Origin of the sequence: Pseudomonas sp. PDM05, from assembly GCF_014851685.1 — a bacterium.
In the GTDB taxonomy this organism is placed as follows: Bacteria; Pseudomonadota; Gammaproteobacteria; order Pseudomonadales; family Pseudomonadaceae; genus Aquipseudomonas.
In genome coordinates this window covers 86,475-111,623 of the sequence record NZ_JACVAC010000003.1, presented here as the reverse complement: position 1 = coordinate 111,623, position 25,149 = coordinate 86,475, and the positions used below count along the sequence as shown (strand labels likewise).

26 protein-coding genes and 1 other RNA gene are annotated in these 25,149 nt (G+C 62.3%); 11 read left to right on the top strand and 16 right to left on the bottom strand.

Annotated features, from left to right (window positions below; all coding sequences use genetic code 11):
• Window positions 1-83: 83 nt before the first annotated feature.
• The 4 genes from IB241_RS08090 to IB241_RS08075 form a co-directional block, all read right to left on the bottom strand.
• Entirely contained in the window at window positions 84-1,202 is a 1,119-nt protein-coding gene (locus tag IB241_RS08090) for an ABC transporter permease (RefSeq protein WP_192297928.1), read from the bottom strand.
• Window positions 1,202-3,919: a ribosome-associated ATPase/putative transporter RbbA gene (gene rbbA / locus IB241_RS08085; RefSeq protein ID WP_192297927.1), complete on the bottom strand. Its 2,718-nt coding sequence runs from the start codon at window positions 3,917-3,919 to the stop codon at window positions 1,202-1,204. Before rbbA ends, IB241_RS08090 begins: the two co-directional genes overlap by 1 nt.
• On the bottom strand, window positions 3,916-4,881 hold the full coding sequence (locus IB241_RS08080; protein WP_192297926.1) for an HlyD family secretion protein: 966 nt from the start codon (window positions 4,879-4,881) through the stop codon (window positions 3,916-3,918). Before IB241_RS08080 ends, rbbA begins: the two co-directional genes overlap by 4 nt.
• Before the next feature lie 141 nt (window positions 4,882-5,022).
• The gene (locus IB241_RS08075) at window positions 5,023-5,472 is read right to left on the bottom strand and encodes an EVE domain-containing protein (RefSeq protein WP_192297925.1); all 450 of its coding nucleotides are present in this window, start codon (window positions 5,470-5,472) and stop codon (window positions 5,023-5,025) included.
• Window positions 5,473-5,666: 194 nt separating this feature from the next.
• Between IB241_RS08075 and IB241_RS08070 the strand changes: the two genes are divergently transcribed.
• A complete protein-coding gene (locus tag IB241_RS08070; RefSeq protein ID WP_092355790.1) occupies window positions 5,667-5,816 on the top strand; it encodes a hypothetical protein in 150 nt (49 codons plus the stop codon).
• A 24-nt stretch (window positions 5,817-5,840) separates the two neighbouring features.
• Here the strand turns inward: IB241_RS08070 and IB241_RS08065 are convergent, their stop codons facing one another.
• The 4 genes from IB241_RS08065 to IB241_RS08050 form a co-directional block, all read right to left on the bottom strand.
• Entirely contained in the window at window positions 5,841-6,455 is a 615-nt protein-coding gene (locus IB241_RS08065) for a 5-formyltetrahydrofolate cyclo-ligase (RefSeq protein WP_192297924.1), read from the bottom strand.
• A 57-nt stretch (window positions 6,456-6,512) separates the two neighbouring features.
• Window positions 6,513-6,691, bottom strand: a non-coding RNA gene (gene ssrS, locus IB241_RS08060) — 6S RNA.
• 30 nt (window positions 6,692-6,721) lie between these two features.
• Complete coding sequence (locus IB241_RS08055; RefSeq protein ID WP_159937738.1) at window positions 6,722-7,039, bottom strand: cell division protein ZapA; 318 nt, start codon at window positions 7,037-7,039, stop codon at window positions 6,722-6,724.
• Entirely contained in the window at window positions 7,036-7,245 is a 210-nt protein-coding gene (locus tag IB241_RS08050; protein WP_003177365.1) for a TIGR02449 family protein, read from the bottom strand. Before IB241_RS08050 ends, IB241_RS08055 begins: the two co-directional genes overlap by 4 nt.
• A 138-nt stretch (window positions 7,246-7,383) precedes the next feature.
• On the opposite strand from IB241_RS08050, the gene IB241_RS08045 reads away from it, so the two are divergent.
• The 9 genes from IB241_RS08045 (at window position 7,384) to gcvH (ending at window position 16,812) form a co-directional block, all read left to right on the top strand.
• Entirely contained in the window at window positions 7,384-7,941 is a 558-nt protein-coding gene (locus tag IB241_RS08045) for a YecA family protein (protein ID WP_058426458.1), read from the top strand.
• A 20-nt stretch (window positions 7,942-7,961) separates the two neighbouring features.
• A complete protein-coding gene (gene pepP, locus IB241_RS08040) occupies window positions 7,962-9,284 on the top strand; it encodes a Xaa-Pro aminopeptidase (protein ID WP_192297923.1) in 1,323 nt (440 codons plus the stop codon).
• Window positions 9,281-10,468 (top strand): 2-octaprenyl-6-methoxyphenyl hydroxylase, encoded by a 1,188-nt coding sequence (gene ubiH / locus IB241_RS08035; RefSeq protein WP_192297922.1) that lies wholly within the window; start codon window positions 9,281-9,283, stop codon window positions 10,466-10,468. The genes pepP and ubiH overlap by 4 nt, the downstream gene beginning before the upstream one ends.
• The gene (locus tag IB241_RS08030) at window positions 10,461-10,946 is read left to right on the top strand and encodes a DUF4442 domain-containing protein (RefSeq protein ID WP_192297921.1); all 486 of its coding nucleotides are present in this window, start codon (window positions 10,461-10,463) and stop codon (window positions 10,944-10,946) included. Before ubiH ends, IB241_RS08030 begins: the two co-directional genes overlap by 8 nt.
• Before the next feature lie 9 nt (window positions 10,947-10,955).
• Window positions 10,956-12,173: a 2-octaprenyl-3-methyl-6-methoxy-1,4-benzoquinol hydroxylase gene (locus IB241_RS08025; protein WP_192298239.1), complete on the top strand. Its 1,218-nt coding sequence runs from the start codon at window positions 10,956-10,958 to the stop codon at window positions 12,171-12,173.
• A gap of 161 nt (window positions 12,174-12,334) precedes the next feature.
• On the top strand, window positions 12,335-13,339 hold the full coding sequence (locus IB241_RS08020) for an extracellular solute-binding protein (RefSeq protein WP_192297920.1): 1,005 nt from the start codon (window positions 12,335-12,337) through the stop codon (window positions 13,337-13,339).
• Between the two features lie 180 nt (window positions 13,340-13,519).
• Window positions 13,520-15,136 (top strand): ABC transporter permease, encoded by a 1,617-nt coding sequence (locus IB241_RS08015; RefSeq protein ID WP_192297919.1) that lies wholly within the window; start codon window positions 13,520-13,522, stop codon window positions 15,134-15,136.
• 156 nt (window positions 15,137-15,292) lie between these two features.
• Complete coding sequence (gene gcvT / locus IB241_RS08010; RefSeq protein WP_192297918.1) at window positions 15,293-16,375, top strand: glycine cleavage system aminomethyltransferase GcvT; 1,083 nt, start codon at window positions 15,293-15,295, stop codon at window positions 16,373-16,375.
• A gap of 53 nt (window positions 16,376-16,428) precedes the next feature.
• Window positions 16,429-16,812, top strand: coding sequence for a glycine cleavage system protein GcvH (gene gcvH / locus IB241_RS08005; RefSeq protein ID WP_192297917.1), 384 nt, complete (start codon window positions 16,429-16,431; stop codon window positions 16,810-16,812).
• Window positions 16,813-16,863: 51 nt separating this feature from the next.
• Here gcvH and IB241_RS08000 read toward each other — a convergent pair whose 3' ends face one another.
• From IB241_RS08000 to IB241_RS07970, 7 genes are all read right to left on the bottom strand, one after another.
• Window positions 16,864-18,003, bottom strand: a complete 1,140-nt coding sequence (locus tag IB241_RS08000) for a DegT/DnrJ/EryC1/StrS family aminotransferase (RefSeq protein ID WP_192297916.1) — start codon at window positions 18,001-18,003, stop codon at window positions 16,864-16,866.
• A 156-nt stretch (window positions 18,004-18,159) separates the two neighbouring features.
• Window positions 18,160-18,825 carry an outer membrane protein gene (locus tag IB241_RS07995; RefSeq protein WP_192297915.1) on the bottom strand — a complete coding sequence of 222 codons (666 nt, stop codon included), beginning with the start codon at window positions 18,823-18,825 and terminating at the stop codon, window positions 18,160-18,162.
• A gap of 190 nt (window positions 18,826-19,015) precedes the next feature.
• Window positions 19,016-19,330, bottom strand: a complete 315-nt coding sequence (locus tag IB241_RS07990) for a DUF2388 domain-containing protein (RefSeq protein ID WP_003176799.1) — start codon at window positions 19,328-19,330, stop codon at window positions 19,016-19,018.
• A 69-nt stretch (window positions 19,331-19,399) separates the two neighbouring features.
• A complete protein-coding gene (locus IB241_RS07985; RefSeq protein ID WP_192297914.1) occupies window positions 19,400-19,846 on the bottom strand; it encodes an NfeD family protein in 447 nt (148 codons plus the stop codon).
• A gap of 10 nt (window positions 19,847-19,856) precedes the next feature.
• Window positions 19,857-20,777: an SPFH domain-containing protein gene (locus IB241_RS07980; RefSeq protein ID WP_010207363.1), complete on the bottom strand. Its 921-nt coding sequence runs from the start codon at window positions 20,775-20,777 to the stop codon at window positions 19,857-19,859.
• A 66-nt stretch (window positions 20,778-20,843) separates the two neighbouring features.
• Window positions 20,844-22,523 carry a GspE/PulE family protein gene (locus IB241_RS07975; RefSeq protein WP_192297913.1) on the bottom strand — a complete coding sequence of 560 codons (1,680 nt, stop codon included), beginning with the start codon at window positions 22,521-22,523 and terminating at the stop codon, window positions 20,844-20,846.
• Between the two features lie 83 nt (window positions 22,524-22,606).
• Window positions 22,607-22,945: a hypothetical protein gene (locus IB241_RS07970; protein WP_192297912.1), complete on the bottom strand. Its 339-nt coding sequence runs from the start codon at window positions 22,943-22,945 to the stop codon at window positions 22,607-22,609.
• Between the two features lie 127 nt (window positions 22,946-23,072).
• On the opposite strand from IB241_RS07970, the gene IB241_RS07965 reads away from it, so the two are divergent.
• Window positions 23,073-23,543 carry an Lrp/AsnC family transcriptional regulator gene (locus IB241_RS07965; RefSeq protein ID WP_192297911.1) on the top strand — a complete coding sequence of 157 codons (471 nt, stop codon included), beginning with the start codon at window positions 23,073-23,075 and terminating at the stop codon, window positions 23,541-23,543.
• A 114-nt stretch (window positions 23,544-23,657) separates the two neighbouring features.
• On the opposite strand, the gene IB241_RS07960 is transcribed toward IB241_RS07965, so the two are convergent.
• Complete coding sequence (locus tag IB241_RS07960; RefSeq protein WP_192297910.1) at window positions 23,658-25,025, bottom strand: inorganic triphosphatase; 1,368 nt, start codon at window positions 25,023-25,025, stop codon at window positions 23,658-23,660.
• Window positions 25,026-25,149 lie beyond the last annotated feature (124 nt).

Here is a 25,149-nt window from a genome sequence, read left to right as displayed (position 1 = left end):
TCCCACAGTTGACCGCGTTTCAACATGAGAATGCGGTCGGATGTGGGAGCGGGCTTGCTCGCGAAGAGGCCCTGACAGTCACCTCAGGACGCCAAACTCTTCCTGAACCGCCCCAACGCCACCGCAAAAAACACCAACCCGATCCCCGCCAGCGCCAGCAAATCCGGCCACACCACAGCCACCCCCGCATCCCGAAACAGAATCGCCGCGCTCAGGCTCACAAAATGCGTCGAGGGCGACGCCTGCATCACCCACTGCAACCACTCGGGCATGCTGTCCAACGGCGTACTGCCGCCGGACAACAACAGCATCGGGATAATCACCGGAATCGCCAGCAAGCCAAATTGCGGCGTCGAACGGGCCAGTGTGGCGAGAAAGATCCCCAGTGCGGTGCTGGCAAACAGATACAGCGCCGTGACAAACAGGAACAACCCCAGCGACCCCGCCAGCGGTACGCCGAGCAAACCCTTGACCACCACCTCCAGCGACACCCAGGTGCACAACACCACCACCAGCATGTTGCTCCAGATTTTTGCCAGCATGATTTCCAGCGCGGTCAGTGGCAGCACCAGCAAATGGTCGAGGGTGCCGTGCTCGCGTTCCCGCAGCAGCGCAGTGCCGGTGAGCACGACGGCGAGGATGGTGATGTTGTTGACGATCTGGATCACCGCCAGAAACCAGCCGCCTTCCAGGTTGGTGTTGAACAGCGCGCGGGTGGTCAGCAGGGCCGGCGTGTTGCTCGCGGCGGCGGTCTGCCCGCTATAGGCCAGCAGCTCACGCTGGAAAATCCGCCCGATGTAGCCTGCGCCCATAAACGCCTGGCTCATTGCCGTGGCGTCCACATTCACCTGCACGTCGGGTTGGCGACCGGCCAGCAGGTCGGCCTGGAAATTCGCCGGCACATTGATGACGAAGGTATACGCGCCGCTGTCCATGACCTTGTCCAACTGGTCATAGGCTAATGGCACAGGCGCTTGAAACTCGGGTGGCTGCAGCGCTTCGGCCATCTGCCGCGAGAGCGTGCTGTGGTCTTCATCGACAAACGCCACACTGGCGTTGTGTACGCCAATCACCGAACCGGCGGCGGGCATATAGATGGCTACGGTGAAGGCGTAGAACAGGAACAGCAGCAAGACGCTGTCGTGGCGCAGGCTGGTGAGTTCCTTCAGACCCAGGCGCAGGATGTGCGCGAACTTGTGCATCAGGCCTCCTGCTTCTTGAGCATGATCAGGCTCAACCCGGTGAACCCGACGAAAAACCCGAACAGCGCCAGGCACTGCGGCCACAGCTGGCGCAGGTCCAGGGCCTTGGTAAAGGTGCCTACCGCAATGTCGAGGAAGTGCCCCGCCGGAAACAGCATGCCCATCAGCGCGGCGGCGCCTTCCAGGGACGAACGCGGCACGATCAGCCCGGAAAACTGGATGGTCGGCAGGCTGGTGATGATCATGGTGCCGAGGATCGCGGCGATCTGGGTGCGGGTGAACGCGGAAATCAGCAGGCCCATGCCGGTGGTGGCCAGCACATACAGCAGGCCGCCGAACGCCAACGTCAGGCCGCTGCCCTTGAATGGCACGCCGAACAGCCAGCGGTTCATCGCCACCAGCAGCGCCAGGTTGATCAGGCTGACGGCCAGGTACGGCGCCTGTTTGCCCAGCAGGAACTCCAGGCGTGTGAGCGGCGTGGCGTAGAAGTTGGTGATCGAGCCCAGCTCCTTTTCACGCACGATGCCGAGGGCGGTGAGCATCGCCGGAATAAACGCCAGGATCAGCGCCATTACGCCGGGGCCGATGGCGTTTACGCTGACCACGTCCTGGTTATAGCGAAAGCGCGTTTCCAGTTTGGCCGCTGCCGAGGTGTTTTGTGGCCGGCTGCTCAGTTCGCCCAGTTGCTGGAGGTTGGCCTGGTGCACGGCTTCTACATAGTTGCGGCTGGTTTCCGCACGAAACGGCATGCCGCCGTCGAGCCAGGCGGCCACGGTGGGTTGGCGACCGGCGTAGAGGTCGCGGCCAAAACCGGGGGGGATCTCCAGGGCCAGTTTGATTTCCGAGCGTTGCAGGCGTCGGTGCAGTTCGCCCGAATCCTGAATCGCCGGCTGCTCCTCGAAGTACCGCGAGCTGCGGAACGCCTCCAGGTAGGCGCGACTCTGCGGGGTCTGGTCTTGGTCATAGACGGCGAAGGCGAGGTTTTCCACATCCAGGGAAATGCCGTAGCCGAAGATCACCATCATGAACATCGCGCCGAGCAGGGCGAAGGCCATGCGCACCTTGTCGCGCAGCAGTTCCTTGCCTTCGCGGCTGGCCACGGCCAACAGGCGCGCCAGGCTGAAACCGCGCTTGCTCACCGGCGGCGCCGCGGTTTCGCTGACCGTGGCGGTGGGCGCAGTCGGTTCGGGTTCGCCCTGGGCCTGTTCCAGGCAGGTGACGAAGGCGGCTTCGAGGGTGTCGCCGTGGAACTGCTGTTGCAGCGCGTGCGGCGTGTCGCAGGCCAGCACCTTACCCGCGTGCATCAAGGAAATGCGGTCGCAGCGCTGGGCTTCGTTCATAAAGTGGGTGGACAGAAAGATGGTCACGCCCTGTTCGCGGGACAACTCGATCAGCAGCCGCCAGAAGTCATCCCGCGCCGCCGGATCGACGCCCGAGGTCGGCTCGTCGAGGATCAGCACTTCCGGGCGATGCAGCACCGCCACCGCCAATGACAGGCGCTGGCGCAGGCCCAGGGGCAATTCGCCGGAGGGTTGCTCGGCGACATCACCGAGGTCGAAACGCTGGATCAACTCGTCGATCCGCGGCCCGCTCTCGGCCGGGTTCAGGTCGAACAACTGCGCGTGCAGTACCAGGTTCTGGCGCACGCTGAGTTCGCCATACAGCGAGAAACTCTGCGACATGAACCCCACGCGCTTGCGGGTGGCCAGGTCCTTGGCATTCACCGGGTTGCCCAGCAACTTCGCGCTGCCTTCGGTGGCCGGCATCAGCCCGGTCAGCACCTTCATGGTGGTGGTCTTGCCGCAACCGTTGGAACCGAGGAAGCCGAAAATCTCGCCACGGCCGATGGCGAAGCTGACCTTGTTCACTGCGGTGAAATCACCGAAACGCAGGGTCAAGTCGTGGGCTTCGATGGCGATGTCGGTGTTGGCGCTTTCCCGGGGTGGGATCAGCAGCGGTTGGTTGTCGTGGGCGCTGTCGCCCTGGAAGTGGGTGAAGGCCTCATCCAGTTTGCCACTGGGTGTGGCGGCGGCCAGTTCGCTGCTCAGGCCGTCGGCGATCAGTTTGCCGCGATCGAGCATCAGGCAATGTTCGAATTGTTCGGCTTCTTCCATGTAGGCCGTCGCCACCAGCAACGTCAGCTGCGGGCGCTCGCTGCGTACGGTTTCTACCAGCTCCCAGAAGCGTCGGCGCGACAGCGGATCGACGCCGGTGGTGGGTTCGTCGAGGATCAGCAGGTCCGGGTCGTGGATCAGCGCGCAGCACAGGCCGAGCTTCTGCTTCATCCCGCCGGACAGCTTGCCCGCCGGGCGTTCGGCGAAGCGTGCGAGGTCGGTGGCCAGCAGCAGGTTGTGCATGCGCTGGTCGCAGTCGGCTCTGGACAGGCCGAACAGCGTGGCGAAGAAACGGATGTTTTCGCTGATCGACAGCTCGGGGTACAGGTTGCCGCCCAGCCCTTGGGGCATGAAGGCGATGCGCGGGTAGAGGCTGTTGCGGTGGCGCCGGTCCTGGATCGAGCCGCCAAGCACCTCCAGTTGGCCTGCCTGGAGCTTTTTGACCCCGGCGATCAACCCCAGCAGGCTCGACTTGCCTGCGCCGTCCGGGCCGATCAAGCCGCAGCGCGTTCCGGCGGGCAGGCTGAAGGCGATGTCGAGCAAAGCCTGTTGTTTGCCGTAGCGATGGCTGATCCCGCTGGCGTGCAGCGCCAGGCCGGTCATTGCAGGTTGGCCGGCCAGGCGATGTCTGCCGTGCGCACGTAACCGGCGCCGGGCATGCCCGGTTTGGCTTGGGGCACGGCGTCGGGTTGGGTCAGGCGCAGTTTGACGCGGAACACCAGTTTCTGGCGCTCGTCGCGGGTTTCCACTTCTTTGGGCGTGAACTGGGATTTGGCGGCGACAAAGCTGATCTTGGCCGGCAGCGGTTGCTGGGGCAGGGCATCGAGCAGGATGCGCGCGTCGCTGCCGACGGTCAGGCGACCGGTGACGGAGGCGGGCAGGTAGAGGTTCATGTACTGGTCATTCGGATCGATCAACAGCAGCACACGTCCGCCCGCGCCAAGCACTTCGCCGGGCTCGGCCAGGCGCAGTTGGATGATCCCGTCGATGGGCGCGCGCAGGCTGCTGTCGTCGATCTCGCTGTTGAGCTGGGCGACTTGGGCCTGGGCCGCACCGATGGCGGCCTTCACCGAGTTGACCTGGGCTTGCGCGGCGATCACCGCCGCGTTGCCGGTGTTCTGCCGGGCTTGCTGCTGGTCGATCAGTTGGCTGCTGGCGAAGCCGCGCTTGTACAGCTCCTGGGTACGCTTGAGTTCCTGGTTGGCCAGCAACTGCTCGCTTTGGCGCAGTTGCACATTGGCCTCGGCGGCGGCGAAGTTTTCCTTGGCGCGCAGCACTTCGGCCTCGGCCTGGGCGCGTTGGGCCTCGAGGGTGCGGGTGTCCATGCGTGCGAGCAGTTGGCCTTTGAGCACCTTGTCGCCTTCGTCCACGCGCACCTCGGCCAGGCGCCCGGGGATCTTGGCGGCGATCTGCACTTCGGTGGATTCCAGGCGCCCGTTGCCCATGCTCAGGCCTTCGGGAAGGCGGTCCTGGAGGGAGCGCCAATAGCCGAAGCCGCCGGCACCCAGCAACAGGGCGATGAGTGCGATGGCGAAAAGACGGGAGGTGTGGTGATTCGTCGACATGGCGGCTTCCTGCGGCATTAGCATCCTAGTTTGACCGGATGGCGCCCAGGGGCGGTTGATTCCGGTCAAATGAAGCACAAGCCTAACCCGCCCGGCGTGCAGATGCATGCGTCTGGCGCGTGACTGCCGGGTTCTGGGTGTTTAACCCAGGGCGAGCACCGCCGCCCATTGTTCGGCGGTCACCGGCATCACCGACAGTCGGCTGCCTTTTTGCACCAGCGGCAACTCGGCGAGGGCGGTTTGCTGCTTCAGGTAGCCCAGGCCCAGCACCTTGGGGAATGTCTTGACGTGGGCGACGTCGATCGCGCTCCACGGATTTTTGTCCGGGGTGGCCTTGGCGTCGAAGTAGTGGCTTTGCGGCTCCAGGGCTGTGGGGTCCGGGTAGGCTGCCTTGATGATTTTTCCGATGCCGGCAATCCCTGGCTCCGGGCAACTGGAATGGTAGAAGAAAAACTCGTCGCCCTCGGCCATGGCGCGCAGAAAATTGCGCGCCTGGTAGTTGCGGACCCCATCCCAGCGAGCTTCGCCGAGCTTTTCCAGGCCCTTGATGGAGAGTTCATCGGGCTCGGATTTCATCAGCCAGTAGGCCATTTTTGCGCTCCTCAAAATGGGATTGGGCAAGTTGTCGGGCAATTGCATGACAAACCGACAGTCGGTTGGCGTCAAGGTTTGCGTGTTGGTTCACGTTACCGCAGAATGCCCGCTTTTAAGCTTGACAGCGCCGCAACGGACTCCTGAGGAACGTTGTTGTCATCGTGTACGAGGTGCCTGAAGGGGGGCAATCGATGCAACGTAAGCCGGATTTACTATGGATTTTGGTTATTTTGTTTGGTCTGGGCGTCGTGACCACCGGGTATGCCCAAAGCTTGTGGTCGAACAAGACCGATGCTCCCGTTGAATTGACTCAGCAACAGCCGCAACCTTTCAAGCGTTGACCCTTCTTCCAGACGCCGCTTTTTTTACTGCGGCGTCTGCGCGATATACCACTGCCTATCCGTGACGGTGCCAGCCAATGGCACATCCCAGCTCGCCTGCGTCAACTTCTCGACCTTCTGGCATTCATGGGCCAGGCCCAGCAACGTCGGCTTGCGCCAGCTCTGGCGGCGCGCGAGGTAAGCGAGGCTGCGGTCGTAGAAGCCGCCGCCCATGCCCAGGCGGCCACCCGCCTCATCGAAACCGACCAACGGCAACAACACCAGGTCCAGCGCCCAGACCTTGCGCTGTTGGCCGATGTTGACCCGTGGTTCGAGGATACGGAAGCGATTGGGCTTTAGCTTTTCCCCAGGCCGCACGCGCTGGAACACCATCTTGGTGCGTGGCCACGCGCTGAGCACCGGCAGGTAAGTGGCCTTGCCCCGGCGCTGGGCGGCACGCAGCAACAGGCGCGGGTCGATTTCGCCGTCCGTCGGTAGATACAGGGAAATGTGTTTGGCCCGGCGAAACAGCGGCTGCTGTGCCAGTTGCCGATAGAGGCCGTGGGCGGCCTTGCGCTGCTGGCTCGGGCTGAGCTCGCGGCGGGCCTTGCGCAACATGCGTCGAAGTTGCGGACGGGAAAGCGGCGCAGGTTCGGTCATGGTTTTCGGCTCATAAAACAATGCCAGTCCGAAGACTGGCATTGAGTTTGGGAATTCAGGCTCCCCGACAGAGCCGCTGTCGACTTAGCCCTTGAACCCGAAAGTTCAAGGTGGAAGAAGCAGTAGGCTTTAAGGCTTTCCGTCTAGCGGACATGCACACCAGCCCAACGTGCAACTTCCAGGGTAGTGCGAATCGGCTCAGGGACATCGCCGACTGGCAAACACGCCAGGGAGTGGGGCGAGTATACCTTAAACAGTCGCGGCAATCAGCCCTTGGGTGTGTCTGAATCGCTGGACAGCACCAGATCCACACGTTCCAGCAGGTCGCGCACCTGCTCGCGCGTCGAGCCGCTGGCCTGCACGTCAGGGCGCTCCTGCTTGTGCAGCAGATCGTGAGTGATGTTCAGCGCGGCCATCACGGCGATACGGTCGGCGCCGATGACTTTGCCGCTGCTGCGGATTTCACGCATCTTGCCATCCAGGTAGCGGGCGGCGCTCACCAGGTTGTTGCGCTCTTCCTGGGGACAGATGATCGAATATTCTTTATCCAGGATCTGCACGGTGACGCTATTGCTTGAACTCATGAGTCTTGCTCCAGGGCCTTCAGGCGCGAAATCATCGATTCGACCTTACGCCGGGCGATTTCGTTTTTTTCAATGAGGTGAGCGCGTTCCTCGCGCCAGGTTTTTTCCTGAGCTAGTAGGAGTCCGTTTTGACTCTTAAGTTGCTCAACCCGATCAATTAGCAACTCGAGTCTGGCCATCAGCGCTTGCAGGTCGGTGTCTTCCATTGGGTTCCACTGGATTTGTCTGATGAATGGCAACTGCAGGATAAACGATCTGACGCCCTTGATAGTCTTGGTACGTCTGCCGGTGCTAGGATACAGCGCTTCATTCTAGACATTGCGCCGTCTGGCGCCTAGCTCACCATGCCCATTCAGAACTCCCCGTACGATGCTTTTTCCAAACTGCTGAGCGCCAGCGGTCACCCATGCTCGCCTGCCGAATTGCACGGCGTGTTGCTGGGCCGCAGCTGCACCGGCGTAGGCTTTGATGCCGACAACTGGCTGGCCGATGTGGCCGAACTGCTGGAGACCGAGCCGACCGACAACGTGCGCAACGCGCTGATCGGCCTGCAGGAAATGGTCAAGGGCGAGCTGACCGGTGACGACGTCACCGTGGTCCTGCTGCTGCCGACCGACGACGCACCGCTCACCGAACGCGCCGCCGCACTGGGCCAATGGTGCCAGGGCTTCCTCCACGGTTTCGGCGTGAACGCCGGCGGCCTGGAACTGAGCACCGACGCCAAGGAAGTGTTGCAGGACCTTGCGGCCATCTCCCAGGTACAAGACGCCCTGGAAGAGTCCGAAGACGGCGAAGGCGACTACATGGAAGTCATGGAGTACCTGCGCGTCGCGCCGCTGCTGCTGTTCACCGAGACCAAGAAGTCCGCAGAACCTGCCGCACCCAAGCCGTCGCTGCACTAAGCAAGGAAGCCCATCTGCCCATGATTCATATCCCCAGAGCGGAATACACCCGGCGTCGCAAGGCGCTCATGGCGCAGATGGAACCCAACAGCATCGCGATCCTGCCGGCCGCCGCCGTGGCGATCCGCAACCGTGATGTCGAGCATGTCTACCGCCAGGACAGCGACTTCCAGTACCTGAGCGGTTTCCCCGAACCCCAGGCGGTGATCGTGCTGATGCCCGGTCGCCTGCATGGCGAGTACGTGCTGTTCTGCCGCGAACGCAACGCCGAACGCGAATTGTGGGACGGCCTGCGCGCCGGCACCGAAGGCGCGATCCGCGACTTTGGCGCCGACGACGCGTTCCCCATCACCGACATCGACGACATCCTGCCCGGCCTGATCGAAGGCCGCGACCGGGTGTATTCGGCCATGGGCAGCAATGCCGAATTCGACCGCCACCTGATGGAGTGGATCAACGTGATCCGCTCTAAAGCGCACCTCGGCGCCCAGCCGCCGAACGAATTTGTTGCGCTGGATCATCTGCTCCACGACATGCGCCTGTATAAATCGGCGGCGGAAGTGAAGGTGATGCGCGAGGCGGCACGGATTTCCTGCGCGGCCCACGTACGGGCGATGCAGGCCAGCCGCGCCGGTTTGCACGAGTTCAGCCTGGAAGCCGAACTGGACTACGAATTCCGCAAGGGCGGCGCAAAGATGCCGGCCTATGGCTCCATCGTCGCCGCCGGGCGCAACAGCTGCATCCTGCATTACCAGCAGAATGACGCCGTGCTCAAGGACGGCGATCTGGTGCTGATCGACGCCGGTTGCGAGATCGACTGCTACGCCAGCGACATCACCCGCACCTGGCCGGTCAACGGCAGGTTTTCGCCCGAGCAAAAGGCGGTCTACGAGATTGTGCTGGCCTCCCAGGAAGCCGCCTTTGCCCAGATCGCCCCCAACAAACATTGGAACCAGGCCCACGAGGCGACGGTGCAAGTCATCACCGCCGGGCTGGTCAAGCTGGGCTTGTTGCAGGGCGACGTCGACGAGTTGATCGCCAGCGAAGCCTACAAAGCCTTCTACATGCACCGCGCCGGCCACTGGCTGGGCATGGATGTGCATGATGTGGGCGAGTACAAGGTGGGCGGTGAATGGCGCGTGCTGGAGGTGGGCATGGCATTGACCGTGGAGCCGGGGATCTACATCTCGCCGGACAACCAGAATGTGGCAAAGAAATGGCGTGGCATTGGCGTGCGCATCGAGGACGACGTGGTAGTGACCAAGCAAGGCTGTGAAATCCTGACCGGCGGCGTGCCCAAGACCGTCGCCGAGATCGAAGCGCTGATGGCGGCTGCCCGATGAGCCGGGTCAACCTCGCGATCATCGGCGGTGGCCTGGTGGGCGCCAGTCTGGCCCTGGCGTTGCAGGCCGGGGCCAAGGCGCGTGGCTGGAAGATCGTGATGATCGAGCCGTTCGCACCGGGCGACAGCTACCAGCCGAGCTACGATGCGCGCTCGTCGGCGTTGTCCTACGGCGCCCGGCAGATTTATCAGCGCCTGGGCCTGTGGCAGGACATTTCCCGTCGCGCCGAGCCGATCAAGCAGATTCACGTGTCGGACCGGGGGCGTTTTTCCACGGCGCGCCTGTCTGCCATGGAAGAGGGCGTGCCAGCCCTGGGTTACGTCGTCGAAAACGCCTGGCTCGGCCAATGCCTGTGGCAAGGTTTGGATAAAGACGTGGTCAGCTGGCGCTGCCCGGCTGAAGTCACGCGCATGGAACCACTGCCCGACGGCTATCGCCTGACCCTCAACGATGAAACCGTGCTGGAATGCGACCTCGCCGTGCTGGCCGACGGCGGCCGTTCCGGCCTGCGCGAGCAACTGGGCATCGGCGTGAAAACCCGGCCGTACAACCAGAGCGCGCTGATCGCCAACATCACCCCGAGCGAAGCCCACAACGGCGAAGCCTTCGAGCGTTTCACCGATGAAGGCCCGATGGCCTTGCTGCCGCTGCCGGACAACCGTTGCGCGCTGGTGTGGACGCGCATCGGCATGGACGCCCAGCGCCTGGCGAACCTCGATGAGCGCAGCTTCCTCAGTGAATTGCAGGGCGTGTTCGGCTACCGCCTGGGCACCCTCAAGCAAGTTGGCGCACGTCACCTGTATCCGTTGACCCTGGTGGAAGCCGAGGAACAAGTGCGCTCCCACCTGGCGATCCTCGGCAACGCCGCCCACAGCCTGCACCCGATTGCCGGCCAGGGCTTCAACCTGTCCCTGCGGGATGCCCATGCCTTGGCCGAAGCCTTGCTGGCCGGGCCTGAGGTGCCGGGCGACCTGGCGACGTTGCAAGGCTACCGCGAGCGCCAGCGCCTGGACCAGAAACTTACTGTGGGCTTCTCCGACCAGGTCACGCGCCTGTTTGGCAGCGCCCAGCCGCTGGTCGCCCTGGGCCGCAACATGGGCCTGCTCGGTCTCGACCTGCTACCGCCGGCCAAACGCTGGTTCGCCCGTCAGGCCATGGGCCTGGGCACGCGTCCCGATGCGTAAGTGGTTGATTGAGCTCCTGGGCAAGGCGCGCTTGTTGCGCTGGATCATGACCCTGTACCCGCCGTACCTGGGGGCGGGCGTCAGCGTGCAGCAGATGAGCGCCGACTTTCGCCACGTCAAAGTGCGCATGGGCCTGGGCTGGTACAACCGCAACTATGTCGGCACGCAGTTCGGCGGCAGCCTGTATTCGATGGTCGATCCCTTCTACATGTTGATGCTCATGGAGAACCTGGGCCGCGACTACATCGTCTGGGACAAGGCCGCGAGTATCGATTTCATCTCGCCGGGCAAAGGCCCGGTGTTTGCCGAGTTTTCCATCGACGATACGTTGCTCGATGAAATCCGCCGGCAGACCGAGGGTGGCGAGAAGTACTTGCCTCACCTCAAGGTACAGATTCATGACGGCGCCGGCACCCTGGTGGCGCGCGTCGACAAAACCCTTTACGTGCGGCGCAAGCCGCCAGCGAGACAGGCTTAAACCATGGACATGCGCGCAGATGTGCTGATTGTCGGGGCCGGAATGGTCGGAAGCGCCCTGGCGCTGGCGTTGCAGGGCAGTGGCTTGCAGGTGTTGCTGCTCGACGGCAGCCCGCTGAGCGTCAAGCCGTTCGCTCACGACGCGGCGTTCGAACCCCGCGTGAGCGCCTTGTCGGCCGCCAGCCAACGCATCCTCGAGCGCCTGGGCGTGTGGGACGGCATCGTCGAGCGCCGCGCCAGCCCTTACGGCGAGATGCAGGTGTGGGACGGCAGCGGCACCGGGCAGATCCACTTCTCGGCGGCCAGCGTGCATGCCGAGGTGCTTGGGCATATCGTCGAAAACCGTGTGGTCCAGGATGCCTTGCTTGAGCGCCTGCACGACTGCGACCTGGGCCTGCTGGCCAATGCGCGCCTGGAACAGATGCGCCGCTCCGGCGATGACTGGCTGCTGACCCTGGCCGATGGTCGCAAGTTGCGCGCGCCGCTGGTGGTGGCGGCCGACGGCGCCAACTCCGCCGTGCGCCGCCTGACCGGCACCGCGACCCGCGAATGGGATTACCTGCATAACGCCATCGTCACCAGCGTGCGCAGCAGCCAACCGCACCAGCGCACGGCGTGGCAACGTTTCACCGACACCGGGCCGCTGGCGTTTTTGCCCCTGGTACGCGATGGGCAGGAGGACTGGTGTTCGATCGTCTGGTCGACCACGCCGACGGAGTCCGAGCGCCTGATGGCGCTGGACGATGAAGGCTTCTGCCGTGAATTGGAGCGCGCCTTTGAAGGCCGCCTGGGCACGGTGATCAGCGCCGACCCGCGTGTCTGCGTGCCGCTGCGCCAGCGCCACGCCAAACGCTACGTGGCCGAAGGCCTGGCGTTGATCGGCGACGCAGCCCACGTGATTCACCCGTTGGCGGGGCAGGGCGTGAACCTGGGCTTTCTCGATGCGGCGACGCTGGCCGAAGTGCTGTTGTCCGCCACCGAGCGCGGCGAACGCCTGGCGGATGTAAAAGTGCTGAGCCGCTACGAGCGCCGACGCATGCCGCACAACCTGGCGTTGATGGCCGCGATGGAGGGCTTCGAGCGGTTGTTCCAGGCCGACCAACTGCCGCTGCGCTGGTTGCGCAATGCCGGGCTGAAGATGGTCGACCAGATGCCCGAAGCCAAGGCGGTGTTCGTGCGCCAAGCCTTGGGCCTGACTGGCGATCTGCCTGATTTGGCAAAGCCCTGAGCTTGAAACGCGGTCCCCTGTGGGAGCTGGCTTGCCTGCGAAGAGGCCGTCAGCCCCACTATAAATCCTACTCATGCAACATCTGGTAACGCCTCCAGCAAGCGCCGGCAAATGTGAGTCCTTATCATTTGCGCTCTTTTTGCAAATGAGAGACCGCACCCATGTTGGCACCCAAGCGCCTCCTGACTGCCCTGGCACTCACCCTGATCGGCAGCACCATCGTGCAGGCAGCCGACGAAGTGGTGGTCTACTCCTCGCGCATCGACGAACTGATCAAGCCGGTGTTCGACGCCTACACCCAGAAGACCGGTGTGCAGGTGAAGTTCATCACCGACAAGGAAGCCCCGCTGATGCAGCGCATCAAGGCCGAGGGCGAAAACGCCACCGCCGACCTGCTGCTGACCGTCGATGCCGGCAACCTCTGGCAGGCCGAGCAAATGGGCATCCTGCAACCGTTCACCTCGCCGGTGATCGACAAGAACATCCCCCTGCAGTATCGCTCCTCCACCCACGCCTGGACTGGCCTGAGCCTGCGTGCCCGTACCATCGCCTATTCCACTGACCGGGTGAAACCGGGTGACCTGACTACCTACGAAGCCCTGGCCGACAAGCAGTGGGAAGGCCGCCTGTGCCTGCGCACCGCGAAGAAGGTCTACAACCAGTCGCTGACCGCCACCCTGATCGAAACCCATGGCGCGGCCAAGACCGAAGAAATCGTCAAGGGTTGGGTCAACAACCTGTCCACCGACGTGTTCTCCGATGACATCGCCGTACTCGAAGCGATCAACGCCGGGCAATGCGACGTGGGCATCGTCAACACCTATTACTACGGGCGCCTGCACAAGCAGAACCCGAAGCTGGCGGTGAAGCTGTTCTGGCCGAACCAGGGCGACCGCGGCGTGCATGTGAACCTGTCGGGCATCGGCCTGACCAAGCACGCGCCGCACCCGGAAGCCGCCAAGGCCTTGGTCGAGTGGATGACCACGCCTGAGGCGCAGAAGATCTTCGCCGACGTGAACCAGGAATTCCCGGCCAACCCGGCAGTGCCGCCGTCGGCGGAAGTGGCGACCTGGGGCAAGTTCGTGGCGGACACCTTGCCGGTGGAAGTGGCGGGCAAGCGTCAGGCCGAGGCGATCCGCCTGATGGATCGCGCTGGCTGGAACTAAGTACAATCTGCCAGGCACCGCAGTCCTGAATGTGAGAGCTGGTTTGTGTGGGAGCTGGCTTGCCTGCGATAGCATCACCTCGGTGTATCAGTGATACCGAGGTGATGCTATCGCAGGCAAGCCAGCTCCCACATTGGTTAGCGGCGACTTCAAATTCTTCATTATTCCGAGAGCTTTTCCTTGGCCCACCCCGCCCAACGCCGCTGGTACCTGCCGGTTTTCACCGTCGCCGCCCTGGTGCTGCTGCCGCTGAGCGTGCTGTTGCTGTCGTGGCAGAGTATCGATGTGCAGATCTGGTCCCACCTCTGGGAAACCCAGATGCCGCGCCTGCTGGGCAACACCCTGACTCTGGTGCTGGGCGTCGGCGTCGGTGTGACCCTGCTTGGGGTCAGCCTGGCCTGGCTGACCAGCCTGTGCGAATTCCCCGGGCGGCGCTGGCTGGATTGGGCGCTGATGCTGCCCTTCGCCATTCCGGCCTATGTACTGGCGTTTGTGTTTGTCGGCCTGCTGGATTTTTCCGGGCCGGTGCAAACCCTGCTGCGCGAGTGGTTCGGCACCGGCCTGCGCCTTCCACGCGTGCGTTCCACCAGCGGCGTGATCACCGTATTGGTGCTGGTGTTCTATCCCTATGTCTATCTACTGGCGCGCACCGCGTTCCTCGCCCAGGGCAAGGGCCTGATGGAAGCGGCGCGGGTGTTGGGGCAGTCACCGTGGCAAGCGTTCTGGCGCGTGGCGTTGCCCATGGCGCGGCCGGCGATTGGTGCCGGCGTGGCGTTGGCGCTGATGGAAACGCTGGCGGATTTCGGCGCGGTCTCGGTGTTCAACTTCGATACCTTTACCACCGCCATCTACAAGACCTGGTACGGTTTTTTCAGCCTGTCGAGTGCGGCGCAACTGGCCAGCCTGTTGCTGTTGGTGGTGATGCTGGTGCTGTACGGCGAGCGCCGTGCCCGGGGCGCCAGCCGGCCGAGCAACGAGCGGCCACGGGGCAAGGCGCTGTATCACCTGCGTGGGCTCAAGGCGGCGGCAGCCAGCAGTTGGTGTGGGTTGGTGTTTGCCTGCGCGTTTGTCATCCCGATGCTGCAACTGGTCGCCTGGTTCTGGCAGCGCGGTCGCTTCGACTGGGATGAGCGTTATTCGGGCCTGATCGTGCATACGCTCTACCTGGGCGGTATCGCTGCGCTGATGACCGTCAGTGTGGCGCTGGTGCTGGCGTTCGCCAACCGGCTGGCGCCTACCCGGGCGATTCGCTCCGGCATCAGCCTGGCCAACGTCGGCTACGCCTTGCCGGGCTCGGTGCTGGCGGTGTCGATCATGTTGGCGTTCAGCTACCTGGACCGTGAGCTGGTGGTGCCGTTGTCGGGCTGGCTGGGCGGTGCGGGCAAGCCGTTGCTGCTGGGCAGCCTGTCGGCGCTGGTGCTGGCGTATCTGGTGCGCTTTTTGGCGGTCGCCTACGGGCCGCTGGAAAACAGCCTGGCGCGAATCCGACCCTCGTTGCCGGAAGCGGCGCGCAGTCTTGGCGTGAGCGGGCCACGACTGTTTTGCAAAGTGTATCTGCCGTTGCTGCTACCGGGGACGTTGAGTGCGGCGTTGCTGGTGTTCGTCGATGTGCTCAAGGAAATGCCCGCGACCCTGCTGATGCGTCCGTTCGGCTGGGACACTCTGGCCGTTCGGATCTTTGAAATGACCAGCGAAGGCGAGTGGGCGCGGGCGTCGTTGCCGGCCCTGACGCTGGTGTTGGTCGGCCTGTTGCCGGTGATCGGGCTGATCCGGCGCTCTGCTCGGCAAATCGGCTAGGTGCCAGTCCTACGGCTTGCAGCTACAATGCGCGGCATTCGGTGCGCTCCGCCTTTCTGGCCGGGTTGCTGTAGGTGGTTGCCGGCCTTGTAAATCAAGGCGTTCAGCACGTACGGCAACGCTGCGCACCTTCGCCAAGCCCGGAAGGAGAAACCCATGGGACAGCGTACGCCTCTGTATGACCTGCATCTCGCCCTCGGCGCGAAAATGGTCGATTTTGGCGGTTGGGATATGCCTCTGCACTATGGTTCGCAAGTCGAAGAACACCATCAGGTGCGACGCGACTGCGGGGTGTTCGATGTATCTCATATGACCGTGATCGATGTCACCGGCCCCCAGGCCAAGGAATGGCTGCAGCACCTGCTGGCCAATGATGTCGAGCGCTTGCATGGCTGCGGCCGTGCGTTGTACAGCGCCATGCTCAACGAAAAGGGCGGCGTGGTGGACGACATGATCGTCTACCGCACCGAGAGCGGCTACCGGCTGGTGGTCAACGCCGCAACCCGCGACCAGGACATCGCCTGGATGCAGGCGCAACGGGGTGACTATGGGGTGCAACTGCACGAGCGGTCCGAGTTGGCCATGCTCGCCATTCAGGGCCCCCATGCCCGGCAGAAGATCGCCGAGTTGGTCACCCAGTCCCGCGGCGCCCTGATTCATCAGCTCAAGCCGTTTGAAGGCCTGGCCGATGGCGACTGGTTTATCGCACGCACCGGTTATACCGGCGAGGACGGTTTGGAAATCGTGCTGCCCGCCGAACAGGCCCCGGGCTTTTTCAACGACCTGGTGGGCGCGGGCATTTCTCCCATTGGCCTCGGCGCCCGCGATACCTTGCGCCTTGAAGCGGGCATGAACCTGTATGGCCAGGATATTCACCAGGATGTTTCGCCGCTTGCGGCCAACATGGCCTGGAGCATTGCCTGGGAACCGGCCGAGCGCAATTTCATCGGCCGTACCGCGCTGGAAGCCGAGTTGGCGGCCGGTGTGCAATTCAAATTGGTCGGGTTGGTGCTGGAAGAACGAGGTGTTTTACGCGCTCACCAAGTAGTTCGTATCGCCAATGTTGGCGAAGGGGAGATCACCAGTGGTAGTTTCTCTCCTACGCTGAGCAAATCCATTGCCCTGGCACGTGTACCGACGGCGACAGCTGATCGTGCCGAAGTGGAAATCCGCGGCAAGTGGTATCCGGTTCGAGTGGTCAAGCCGACCTTCGTGCGCCATGGTAAAACCTTGATCTAACCTATTTCCGGCAGGCCAAAGGCCGCTGACACTACTTCTTGAGGACACAGACTATGAGCAATATCCCGGCCGACCTGCGTTTTGCCGAGAGTCATGAATGGGCCCGTCTGGAAGCTGACGGCACTGTGACCGTCGGTATCTCCGACCATGCCCAGGAAGCGTTGGGTGATGTGGTGTTTGTTGAGCTGGCGGAAGTCGGCGCGCAGTTCGAGGCTGAAGGCCAGGCCGGTGTGGTTGAGTCGGTGAAGGCGGCTTCGGATATTTATGCGCCCGTTGCTGGCGAAGTGATTGCCGTCAACGAAGAGTTGAGTGGGAGCCCTGAGCTGTTGAACTCCGACCCGTACGGCGCCTGGATTTTCAAGCTCAAGCCAAGCAACCCGGCTGACCTGGAAAAACTGCTGGATGCTGCCGGCTACAAAGCCGCCATCGGCGAGTAAGCACGGGTAAAGAGCTGGGAGGGGGCAAGCCCCTCCCAGATTGGCGTTTACTCAGGGTTTGAGTACGGCTTTTACCGCCTCCACCGACCGCTCCACATCCGCTTGCGTCATCGCCGTGAACATCGGCAACGACACGATCAAACGCCCCACCTTTTCCGCGACCGGGAACATGCCTTCCTTGAACCCCTGTGCCCGATAAAGGCTCAACAGGTGGATAGGCGGGTAGTGATAGCCGATGCCGACGCCGCGGGCCTGCATCTGCTCCATGAAGGTGGCGCGAGCGGGCAGGCCGTCCTGGCGTTCCGGCAGCACCAGTTGGAACAGGTGCCAGTTGCTGTTCTCAAAATCCGCCGGCGGCAGCTGTGCACCGTATTTCTCTTCGAAGTCGCTGCCGAAGCATTTGAAGTAGTGCCGCGCCAGGTTCTGGCGGTGGGCAGTGATCTCTTCGATGTGGGCAAACTGGCCCAGGCCGATGGTAGCGGCGATGTCGGTCATGTTGAACTTGCCGCCGAGTACGTCCACGTCCAGGCCGTCGAAACCGGTGCGTGTTACGCCTTGCAGGCGATACTTCTCTGCCAGGCGGGCTTCGTCGGCATTGTTCAATACCAGGCAGCCACCTTCGGAACAGGTGACATTCTTATTCGCCTGGAAGCTGAACGATACGAAGTCACCAGTGGCGCCGATGCGCTCGCCATCCCAGCTGGAGCCCAGGGCCTGGGCGGCATCTTCGATGACGCGCAGGTTGTACTTGTTGGCCAGTGCGTAAAGCATCGGCATGTCCAGGGGCAGGCCGGCCAGGTACACCGGGATGATTGCCTTGGTACGTGGCGTGATCGCGGCTTCTACCTGGGCCAGGTCGAGGTTGCGGGTAACCGGGTCGATGTCGGCAAATACCGGCGTGGCGCCCACTTCCAGAATTACGTTGGCGGTGGCGACCCATGAGATTGGCGTGGTGATGACTTCATCGCCCGCGCCGATCCCGGCGATGCGCAGCGCGATCTCCATGGTGCAGGTGCCCGAGTTGAATGTGCGCACCGGCCGGCCGCCAAAATATTCCGACAGCTGTGCTTCGAACGCCTGCACTTTCGGCCCGCTGGTGATCCAGCCCGAGCGCAGTACATCGCCAACCGCCGAGATGGTGGCTTCATCGATGATGGGTTTGGAGAACGGCAGAAAGGGCTGTTGGCTCATGACGACGAAGGCATCCGTTTCAAAGGGGTGATGAGTAAAGAATCGGTCAGTGCCGGCATAGTTGCACGGTCCGACTGAATATAGCCTGTCCTGCGTGAATGAATCGTCACCGTCGGGTTAAAAATGCCGCTTCAAAAGCGGCATTCTGTGCAGGCTTCAAAAAGAGTAGCGGGCTTCCAGAAACACATTCTGCTCCTTGAGCTTGCCTTTGAGTTGTTCATCCCGGGCGTTCACACGGTTCGCAAAGGTGTTGTAGCCGGTTTCAACATCGCCCATTGCGATGTAACGGTAACCAGTGCCCAGTGTGATCTGGTCAGTGACCTTGGCTTCCAGCCCCATGCCTAGGCTGTAGGCGAAGTTATGCTGGCGGTTATTGGCGAAACGACGGGTCACATTGGTTTGATAGCCTTCGGCTTCAACGCGTGCGACGCCCACCCCGGCCATCCCGTAGAACGACAACCATGGGTTGATCGAGATGTCTTTGTAGCCATTGAGCATCAAGCGTTGGCTCTGGACATGCAGGCTGTTGACGTTGGCATTAAAGGGGGCCCAGTAGGACTTGAATGTCGAGTTGTTCGGCATCGTGTATTCCCCTTCCAGACGCCAGCCACTGTCGAAGGCATAGCCCGCGGCGAACGAGGCCACGACAGACTTGCTGCTGTCCGGGGCGTCCACCCGTTCTGTCACGCGAGGGCTGGTGAGCAGCGAACTGGCGAGGTTCTGGCGAGCGCTGTTGAATTTGACTGATCCGTACCAGCTTTCTGCCTGGGCGTAGCTGGTGGAAAATGCAGACAGTAGCAGTGCATAGGCAATCTTGTGCATGGGCAGTGATTCGCTTTATCTAAAAAGGAATCCTTAGCTTGTTCCCCACCCGGATGAGGCTCGACAGGACTTTGCTGTATTGGGCTGTGAAAGCAGGAGTGCTTGTGTAGTGCCCCGGCGAGATTGACTGTAGGAATGGAAGACAAAAAAATGCCGCTGGTTAACAGCGGCATTTTTTATCGAGCACGAATCACTCGGTAACTGCGTTTTTCGCAAGGATGGCGTTGGCCAACTCCATGTCCGTGGCCTGTAGGCCAGGGTTGTCGGCGCGGACTTTCTGCATCGCGGCTTCCAGGTATGGGCCACGGATGCCACCGTCGCTGGCGACAAAGCTGCCTGCATCGTCTTGTGCAGCGACCACCAGTTTGTGGTCTTTGAATGTCAGGTACGTCGAGCCGGTAGTGGCGCCCGACGAGATGACATTGCGCCAGAAACTGTCGGCCATGGCTGAACCGACAGGGAGGGAAAGCACAGCAAGGGTTGCGACAGCATATTTGAGACGCATGATGGGTGACTCCGGGTGGGTTATCTGTTCTTTATGATTGTAGTTAGTCCAACCGAGTTCCCTCACTGACTAAACAGTTTCAACCCTCAACACCACGCCGTCCTGACCAACCACCCGGACTTGAGCGCCCACAGGGCTGTCCGGGCCGGTCACCATCCACACGCCATCGCCGACTTTTACCTTGCCTCGTCCATCCACAATCGCCTGGTGCACCATGAAGGTGTGACCGATCAGCTCCGAGCCGCGCTCGTTGAGCCCGGGTTGGTCGCTCACCTTGGCACTGCTGCGCTGGCGCTTCCACCAATACACCGCTGTCAGTATGGACAGCAGCGCAAACAACAGGAGCTGCCACTCCAGCCCCAGGGGCGGCACCAGGAACTTGATCACGCCCACGGCAGCCGCGGCGATACCCATCCACAACAGGTAACCGCCAGCGCCGAAAACCTCGAGAATCAGCAGCACCGTACCCAGTGCCAGCCAATCCCAGAACGACAGATGCTGCAGGAAATCCCACATGGCGCTGGCCTCAGCCTTTCTTGTTGTCGAATGTAGCCTTGACGATCTCGCCGATACCGCCGACCGCTCCGATCACCTGGCTGGCTTCCAGCGGCATCAGGATGACCTTGCTGTTGTTGGCGGAGGCCAGCTTGCCCAGTGCGTCGATGTATTTTTGCGCGACGAAGTAGTTGACCGCCTGCACGTTGCCCGACGCGATCGCTTCCGACACCACCTGGGTAGCGCGGGCTTCGGCTTCGGCCTGACGTTCACGGGCCTCGGACTCCAGGAACGCGGCCTGGCGGCTACCTTCGGCCTCCAGGATCTGCGCCTGCTTCTTGCCCTCGGCGGTCAGGATCGCCGACGCCCGCAGGCCTTCGGCTTCGAGGATTTGTGCGCGCTTGATCCGCTCGGCTTTCATCTGGCCCGACATGGCAGCCATCAGGTCGGCGGGCGGGCTGATGTCCTTGATCTCGATCCGGGTGATCTTGATGCCCCACGGCGCGGTGGCTTCGTCCACGGTTTTCAGCAGTTTTTCGTTGATGCCGTCACGCTGGCTGAGCATGGCATCCAGCTCCATGGAGCCGAGCACGGTACGGATGTTGGTCTGCAGCAGGTTGCGGATGGCGTGTTCGAGGTTGTTCACCTCATAGGCCGCCTGCGCGGTGTTGACCACCTGGAAGAAGCACACGGCGTCGATCTGCACGGTGGCGTTGTCGGCGGTGATGACTTCCTGGGGCGGGATGTCCAGCACACTTTCCATCACGTTGATCTTGCGACCGATGCGGTCCATGACCGGGATGATGATGTTCAGGCCGGGCTTGAGGGTGTTGGTGTAACGGCCGAAACGCTCGACCGTCCATTGGTAGCCCTGGGGGACGACCTTGAAGCCCATGAACAGGATGGCGATGGCCAATCCCACGAAAAGAAGCAGTACGGTTCCGATCTGCATAGCGATTCCCTATCCGATGTTTTCAGTGAGCGGATTGTAACGGTGTTGTCACCGTTAAGAACGGTTTCACACGGCAACAATCAACGGATTTGTTTCTGAATCCCCAGGCGTCAGCCGCAACGCTTCGGCCATCGTTGTCAGGCCGGCGGCGACCTTGTCCGTGGCGGCCTTGCGCAAGCTACTCATGCCTTGGGCAATTGCACGTTGACGCAAGGCCTGTACGTCGGCACCGGGCGTGATCAGCGCCCTGAGGTCATCATTGAGCACCATGATTTCGTAGACCCCGGCACGCCCCCGGTAACCACTGTTTCGGCATTGCGCACACCCAATGGCCTCGTAGGCATCACCCATCGCACGCTTGCAGTGCGGGCATAACAGTCGCACCAAGCGCTGGGCCATCACTCCTATAAGGGTAGCCTTGATCAAATAATGAGCAATGCCCAACTCCTGCAAACGACTGACCGCGCTGGGCGCGTCGTTGGTATGCAGGGTCGACAGCACGAGGTGCCCGGTCAATGCGGCCTGGATCGCCATTTCGGCGGTTTCCTGGTCGCGGATCTCGCCGATCATGATGATGTCCGGGTCCTGGCGCAGCAGCGCGCGGATGCCGCTGGCGAAGCTCAGGTCGATGTTGTGTTGTACCTGCATCTGGTTGAAGGCCGGTTCGACCATCTCGATGGGGTCTTCCACCGTGCACAGGTTGATCTCCCGTGTCGCCAGTTGCCTGAGCGTGGTGTACAGCGTGCTGGTCTTGCCTGATCCGGTCGGGCCGGTGACGAGGATGATGCCGTTGGTCTGGCGTGTCATGGCGTGCCAGCGCTGCTGGTCGTCACCTGACAAGCCCAGTTGATCAAAGCTCTTGAGCAGCACCTGCGGGTCGAAAATCCGCAGTACCAGTTTCTCGCCAAACGCCGTCGGCAAGGTCGAGAGGCGCAGCTCGACCTCGGCCCCCGCCGGGCTTTTGGTCTTGACCCGGCCGTCCTGGGGTTTGCGTTTTTCCGCCACGTTCATTCGCCCCAGGCTTTTGAGGCGGCTGACCACCGCCATCGTGACCTGGGGTGGAAACTGATACACGTCGTGCAGCAGGCCGTCGATGCGAAAGCGCACGCGGCCTTGCTCACGGCAGGGTTCGATATGGATGTCACTGGCGCGCTGGCCGAAGGCGTACTGCAACAGCCAATCGACGATATTGACGATATGCGCGTCATTGGCGTCCGGCTCCTGGTCGCTGGCGCCGAGGTTGAGCAGATCGGCGTTGCCTGGCGCAGCGAGCTTTTGGTCGGCGCCGCTGACGGACGTGGCCAGGCGATAAAACTCACCGATACAGCGGCGGATGTCCTCGGGGTTGGCGACCACGCGCTTGATCGTGCGTTTGAGCACCTGCGCCAGGCCGGCCTCCCAGCGGGTCACGTAGGGCTGGGCGCTGGCGATGGTAACGGTCTGCGCGTCCACGGCCACCGCGAGAATGGTGTGGCGCTGGGCGAAGGCGTGGGACATCAAGGGCACTACCTTCGCCACGTCGATGCTCAGCGGATCGATGCGCCAATACGCTTGCCCGGCCTGTTCGGCGAGCCACTGAGTGAGGGTTTCCAGAGGGACGCCCTGGGCGGCGATGCATTCGAGGGGATGTTGGGTAGGGCAGACCGGCAGTGCCAGCAGGCGTTTCGCCACCTCGGCGGTCACCAACCCGGCTGTGATCAAGGCCGGCAATAACTGCTGCAATTCCAATCGCTGATCAACGGACATCAAGGTGTTCCTGGGTGGCTTGGGGTGTCATCCCAGGCTAGTCAGCCCCTGAACCGCTCAGTGGCGAGGTGTATTGCAGGTTTTTACTGAGCACTCGCCATTACCGCGCCAGGCCGCGCGGAATCGGCCGGCCACAGTTCCAGTGAACACACGCTGATCAGGTTTCGAATCTTTTCACCGATCACCTGGGCGCGGTGCCAGCTCAGGCCATCCATCAAGATGTCGAGGGTCAGCAGGTCCTGCTCGCGGCTCATCGTCACCTGTTGCGGCGTCAAAAATTGCAGCGCGAAATAGTTGAGTACCCGGCACAGCACGTCCGGCTCCGCTTCGGCGACGATCTGGTAATGCGCCTGGCAATGGCTGCTGTTGACGGCCCACGCATCGACGCGGGTGACAGGTTGGGTGGTTTCGACGGCGTGCATGGGACATCTCCACAAGTGATGGGAGAAATTTTTACATTCGGCAGCGGAGATTTCTTATCTAAAATGGGCATGATTTGCGAATAATCGAATCATACAATTCAAGATAAGCGCCATAGAAGGTATTTATATGCACAGCGAGCTGGACGCCTACGACCGCCGCATCCTAGCCCTGCTTCAAGAGGACGCCTCGCTTTCCAGCGCGCAGATTGCCGAGCAGGTCGGCCTGTCCCAGTCGCCGTGTTGGCGGCGTATCCAGCGACTCAAGGAAGAGGGCGTGATCCGCGCCCAGGTGACCTTGCTGGACCGCAAGAAAATCGGCCTCAACACGCAGATTTTCGCCGAGGTCAAACTCAACGCCCACGGTCGCTCCAACTTCACCGAATTTACCGACGCGATTCGCGGGTTTCCGGAAGTGCTGGAGTGTTATGTGCTGATGGGGGCGGTGGATTTTCTGTTGCGCATCGTGACGGCGGATATTGAGGCGTACGAGCGGTTTTTCTTTGAGAAGCTGTCGATGGTGCCGGGGATTCAGGAGGTCAATTCGATTGTGGCGCTTTCGCAGATCAAGTCCACTACCAGCCTGCCAGTGTTGCGCTGACCCTGTGGGAGCGGGCTTGCTCGCGAATGCGGTGTGCCAGTCAGAAATCAGCTAACTGACCCACCGCTTTCGCGAGCAAGCCCGCTCCCACACAAGCCCGCTCTCACATTTGGATTACAGACGCAGCAGAGTCTTCCAAGCCCGGTTCTGATACACCGCAATCGCCTGATGCATCCGCGCATCCAGCGACTCATCGGTGATCGGCTGGTTGGCCAGTTGCGCCAACTTGTTCAGCTCGCCGTACAGGCGGTCCAGTTCCGGGATGTCCACCACCTGGCGCGCATGGTGCAGCCAGGCCTGGATGCGTTCGATGCGCGGCAGTTGCTCGGCCAGGTCTTCCGGCTGTTGCTGGTAGCGCGGCAGTTGCAGGGCGACGGCGTCGTCGGCCAGCAGGCGCGGCAGCCAGTTGGTGATTTGCGCCGCGCCCTGGCGGTTGCCGCGCACGTTGCGGTCGGCGGTCCAGGTGCGGGCCAGCAGCCAGCGGGAGGCGTTGAGTGAGAACAGGCCCCAGCGCACGTCCTCCAGTTCCTCGGCGAATTGCTCCGGCGCGGCCTTACGGATGTCTTCGTCGTCATCACCGGCTTGCACCAGTGGGCGCCAGTCTTCCAGCAGGGCGTCCAGTGCACTGCGCAGTTCGCTGGTGGATTGACGCGGTGCGGCCTGGCCCAGGCTGCCGACCAGGGCGCGCATTTCGCCGAGGTTGTCGACCCAGTCTTGCAGCAGGCGCCAGTGGCCATTGAAACGGTATTGCTCGGCCAGGCGCTGGCTGCTGCCGAGCAGGTGCCACATGATCGCGGCGAAGGCATCGTCCAGAGGCATTTCGGCGTGGATCTGCGGCGCGGGCAGGCTCAGGGAGTAGCTGCTGGCGTCATACAGACGGTAGCCGCGTTCGGCCTTGCTGATGTCACACGGCATCAACGCCAGGGTCGCGGCCAGTTCGGCGGCCAGTTCCAGCAGGGCGGCCGGTTCACCTTCGCGCAGTTCCAGTTCCAGCTCGCAGATTTCTTCTTTCTGCTTGCCGACCACCACGTGGCCCAGGTCGAGTGCGGCTTCGATGACTACTTTGGCCTTGCCACGGCCCCAGGCGATTTCGGCGCGTTCACGCACGAAGTCGGTGGTGAAGATCGGCTTGAGGGTCTTTTTGTCCAGTTCGGCCAGTTGCTCGGGCCAGCATTCACCGTCGAGCTTTTTCACGTCGAGCTTGGCTTTGGGCAGGTCCCAGTTGTACTCGTTGCGTTCCGACAAGCCGGCGATGCTCTGACCGCGGGTCTTGAGGGTCTGGATGATCTCGTCACCGTCCTTGCGCAGGCGCAGGGCGACTTTGGCCTGGGCCAGGTCGCGCTCGGGGGTGTCGAAATACTGGTTCATCAACTCACGGCGTTCCCAGCCACTTTTGTTGCGTTTTTTCAGTAGCGGGTGCTCACGCAGCGCGGCGAGTGTTTCGCGGCTGACGCGGAGCTTGATTTCGGTTTCTTTCTGCATGGCCGGAAAATCCAGGATCGGGAGCGCAGCCGGGGAAAAGAGTGGCTGCCAAGGTCGTGCAGTGTACAGGACTGAGCCCGGCAACGCGCCGCAACGGTTTATTGTGTCGTACAGATGGCTCTAT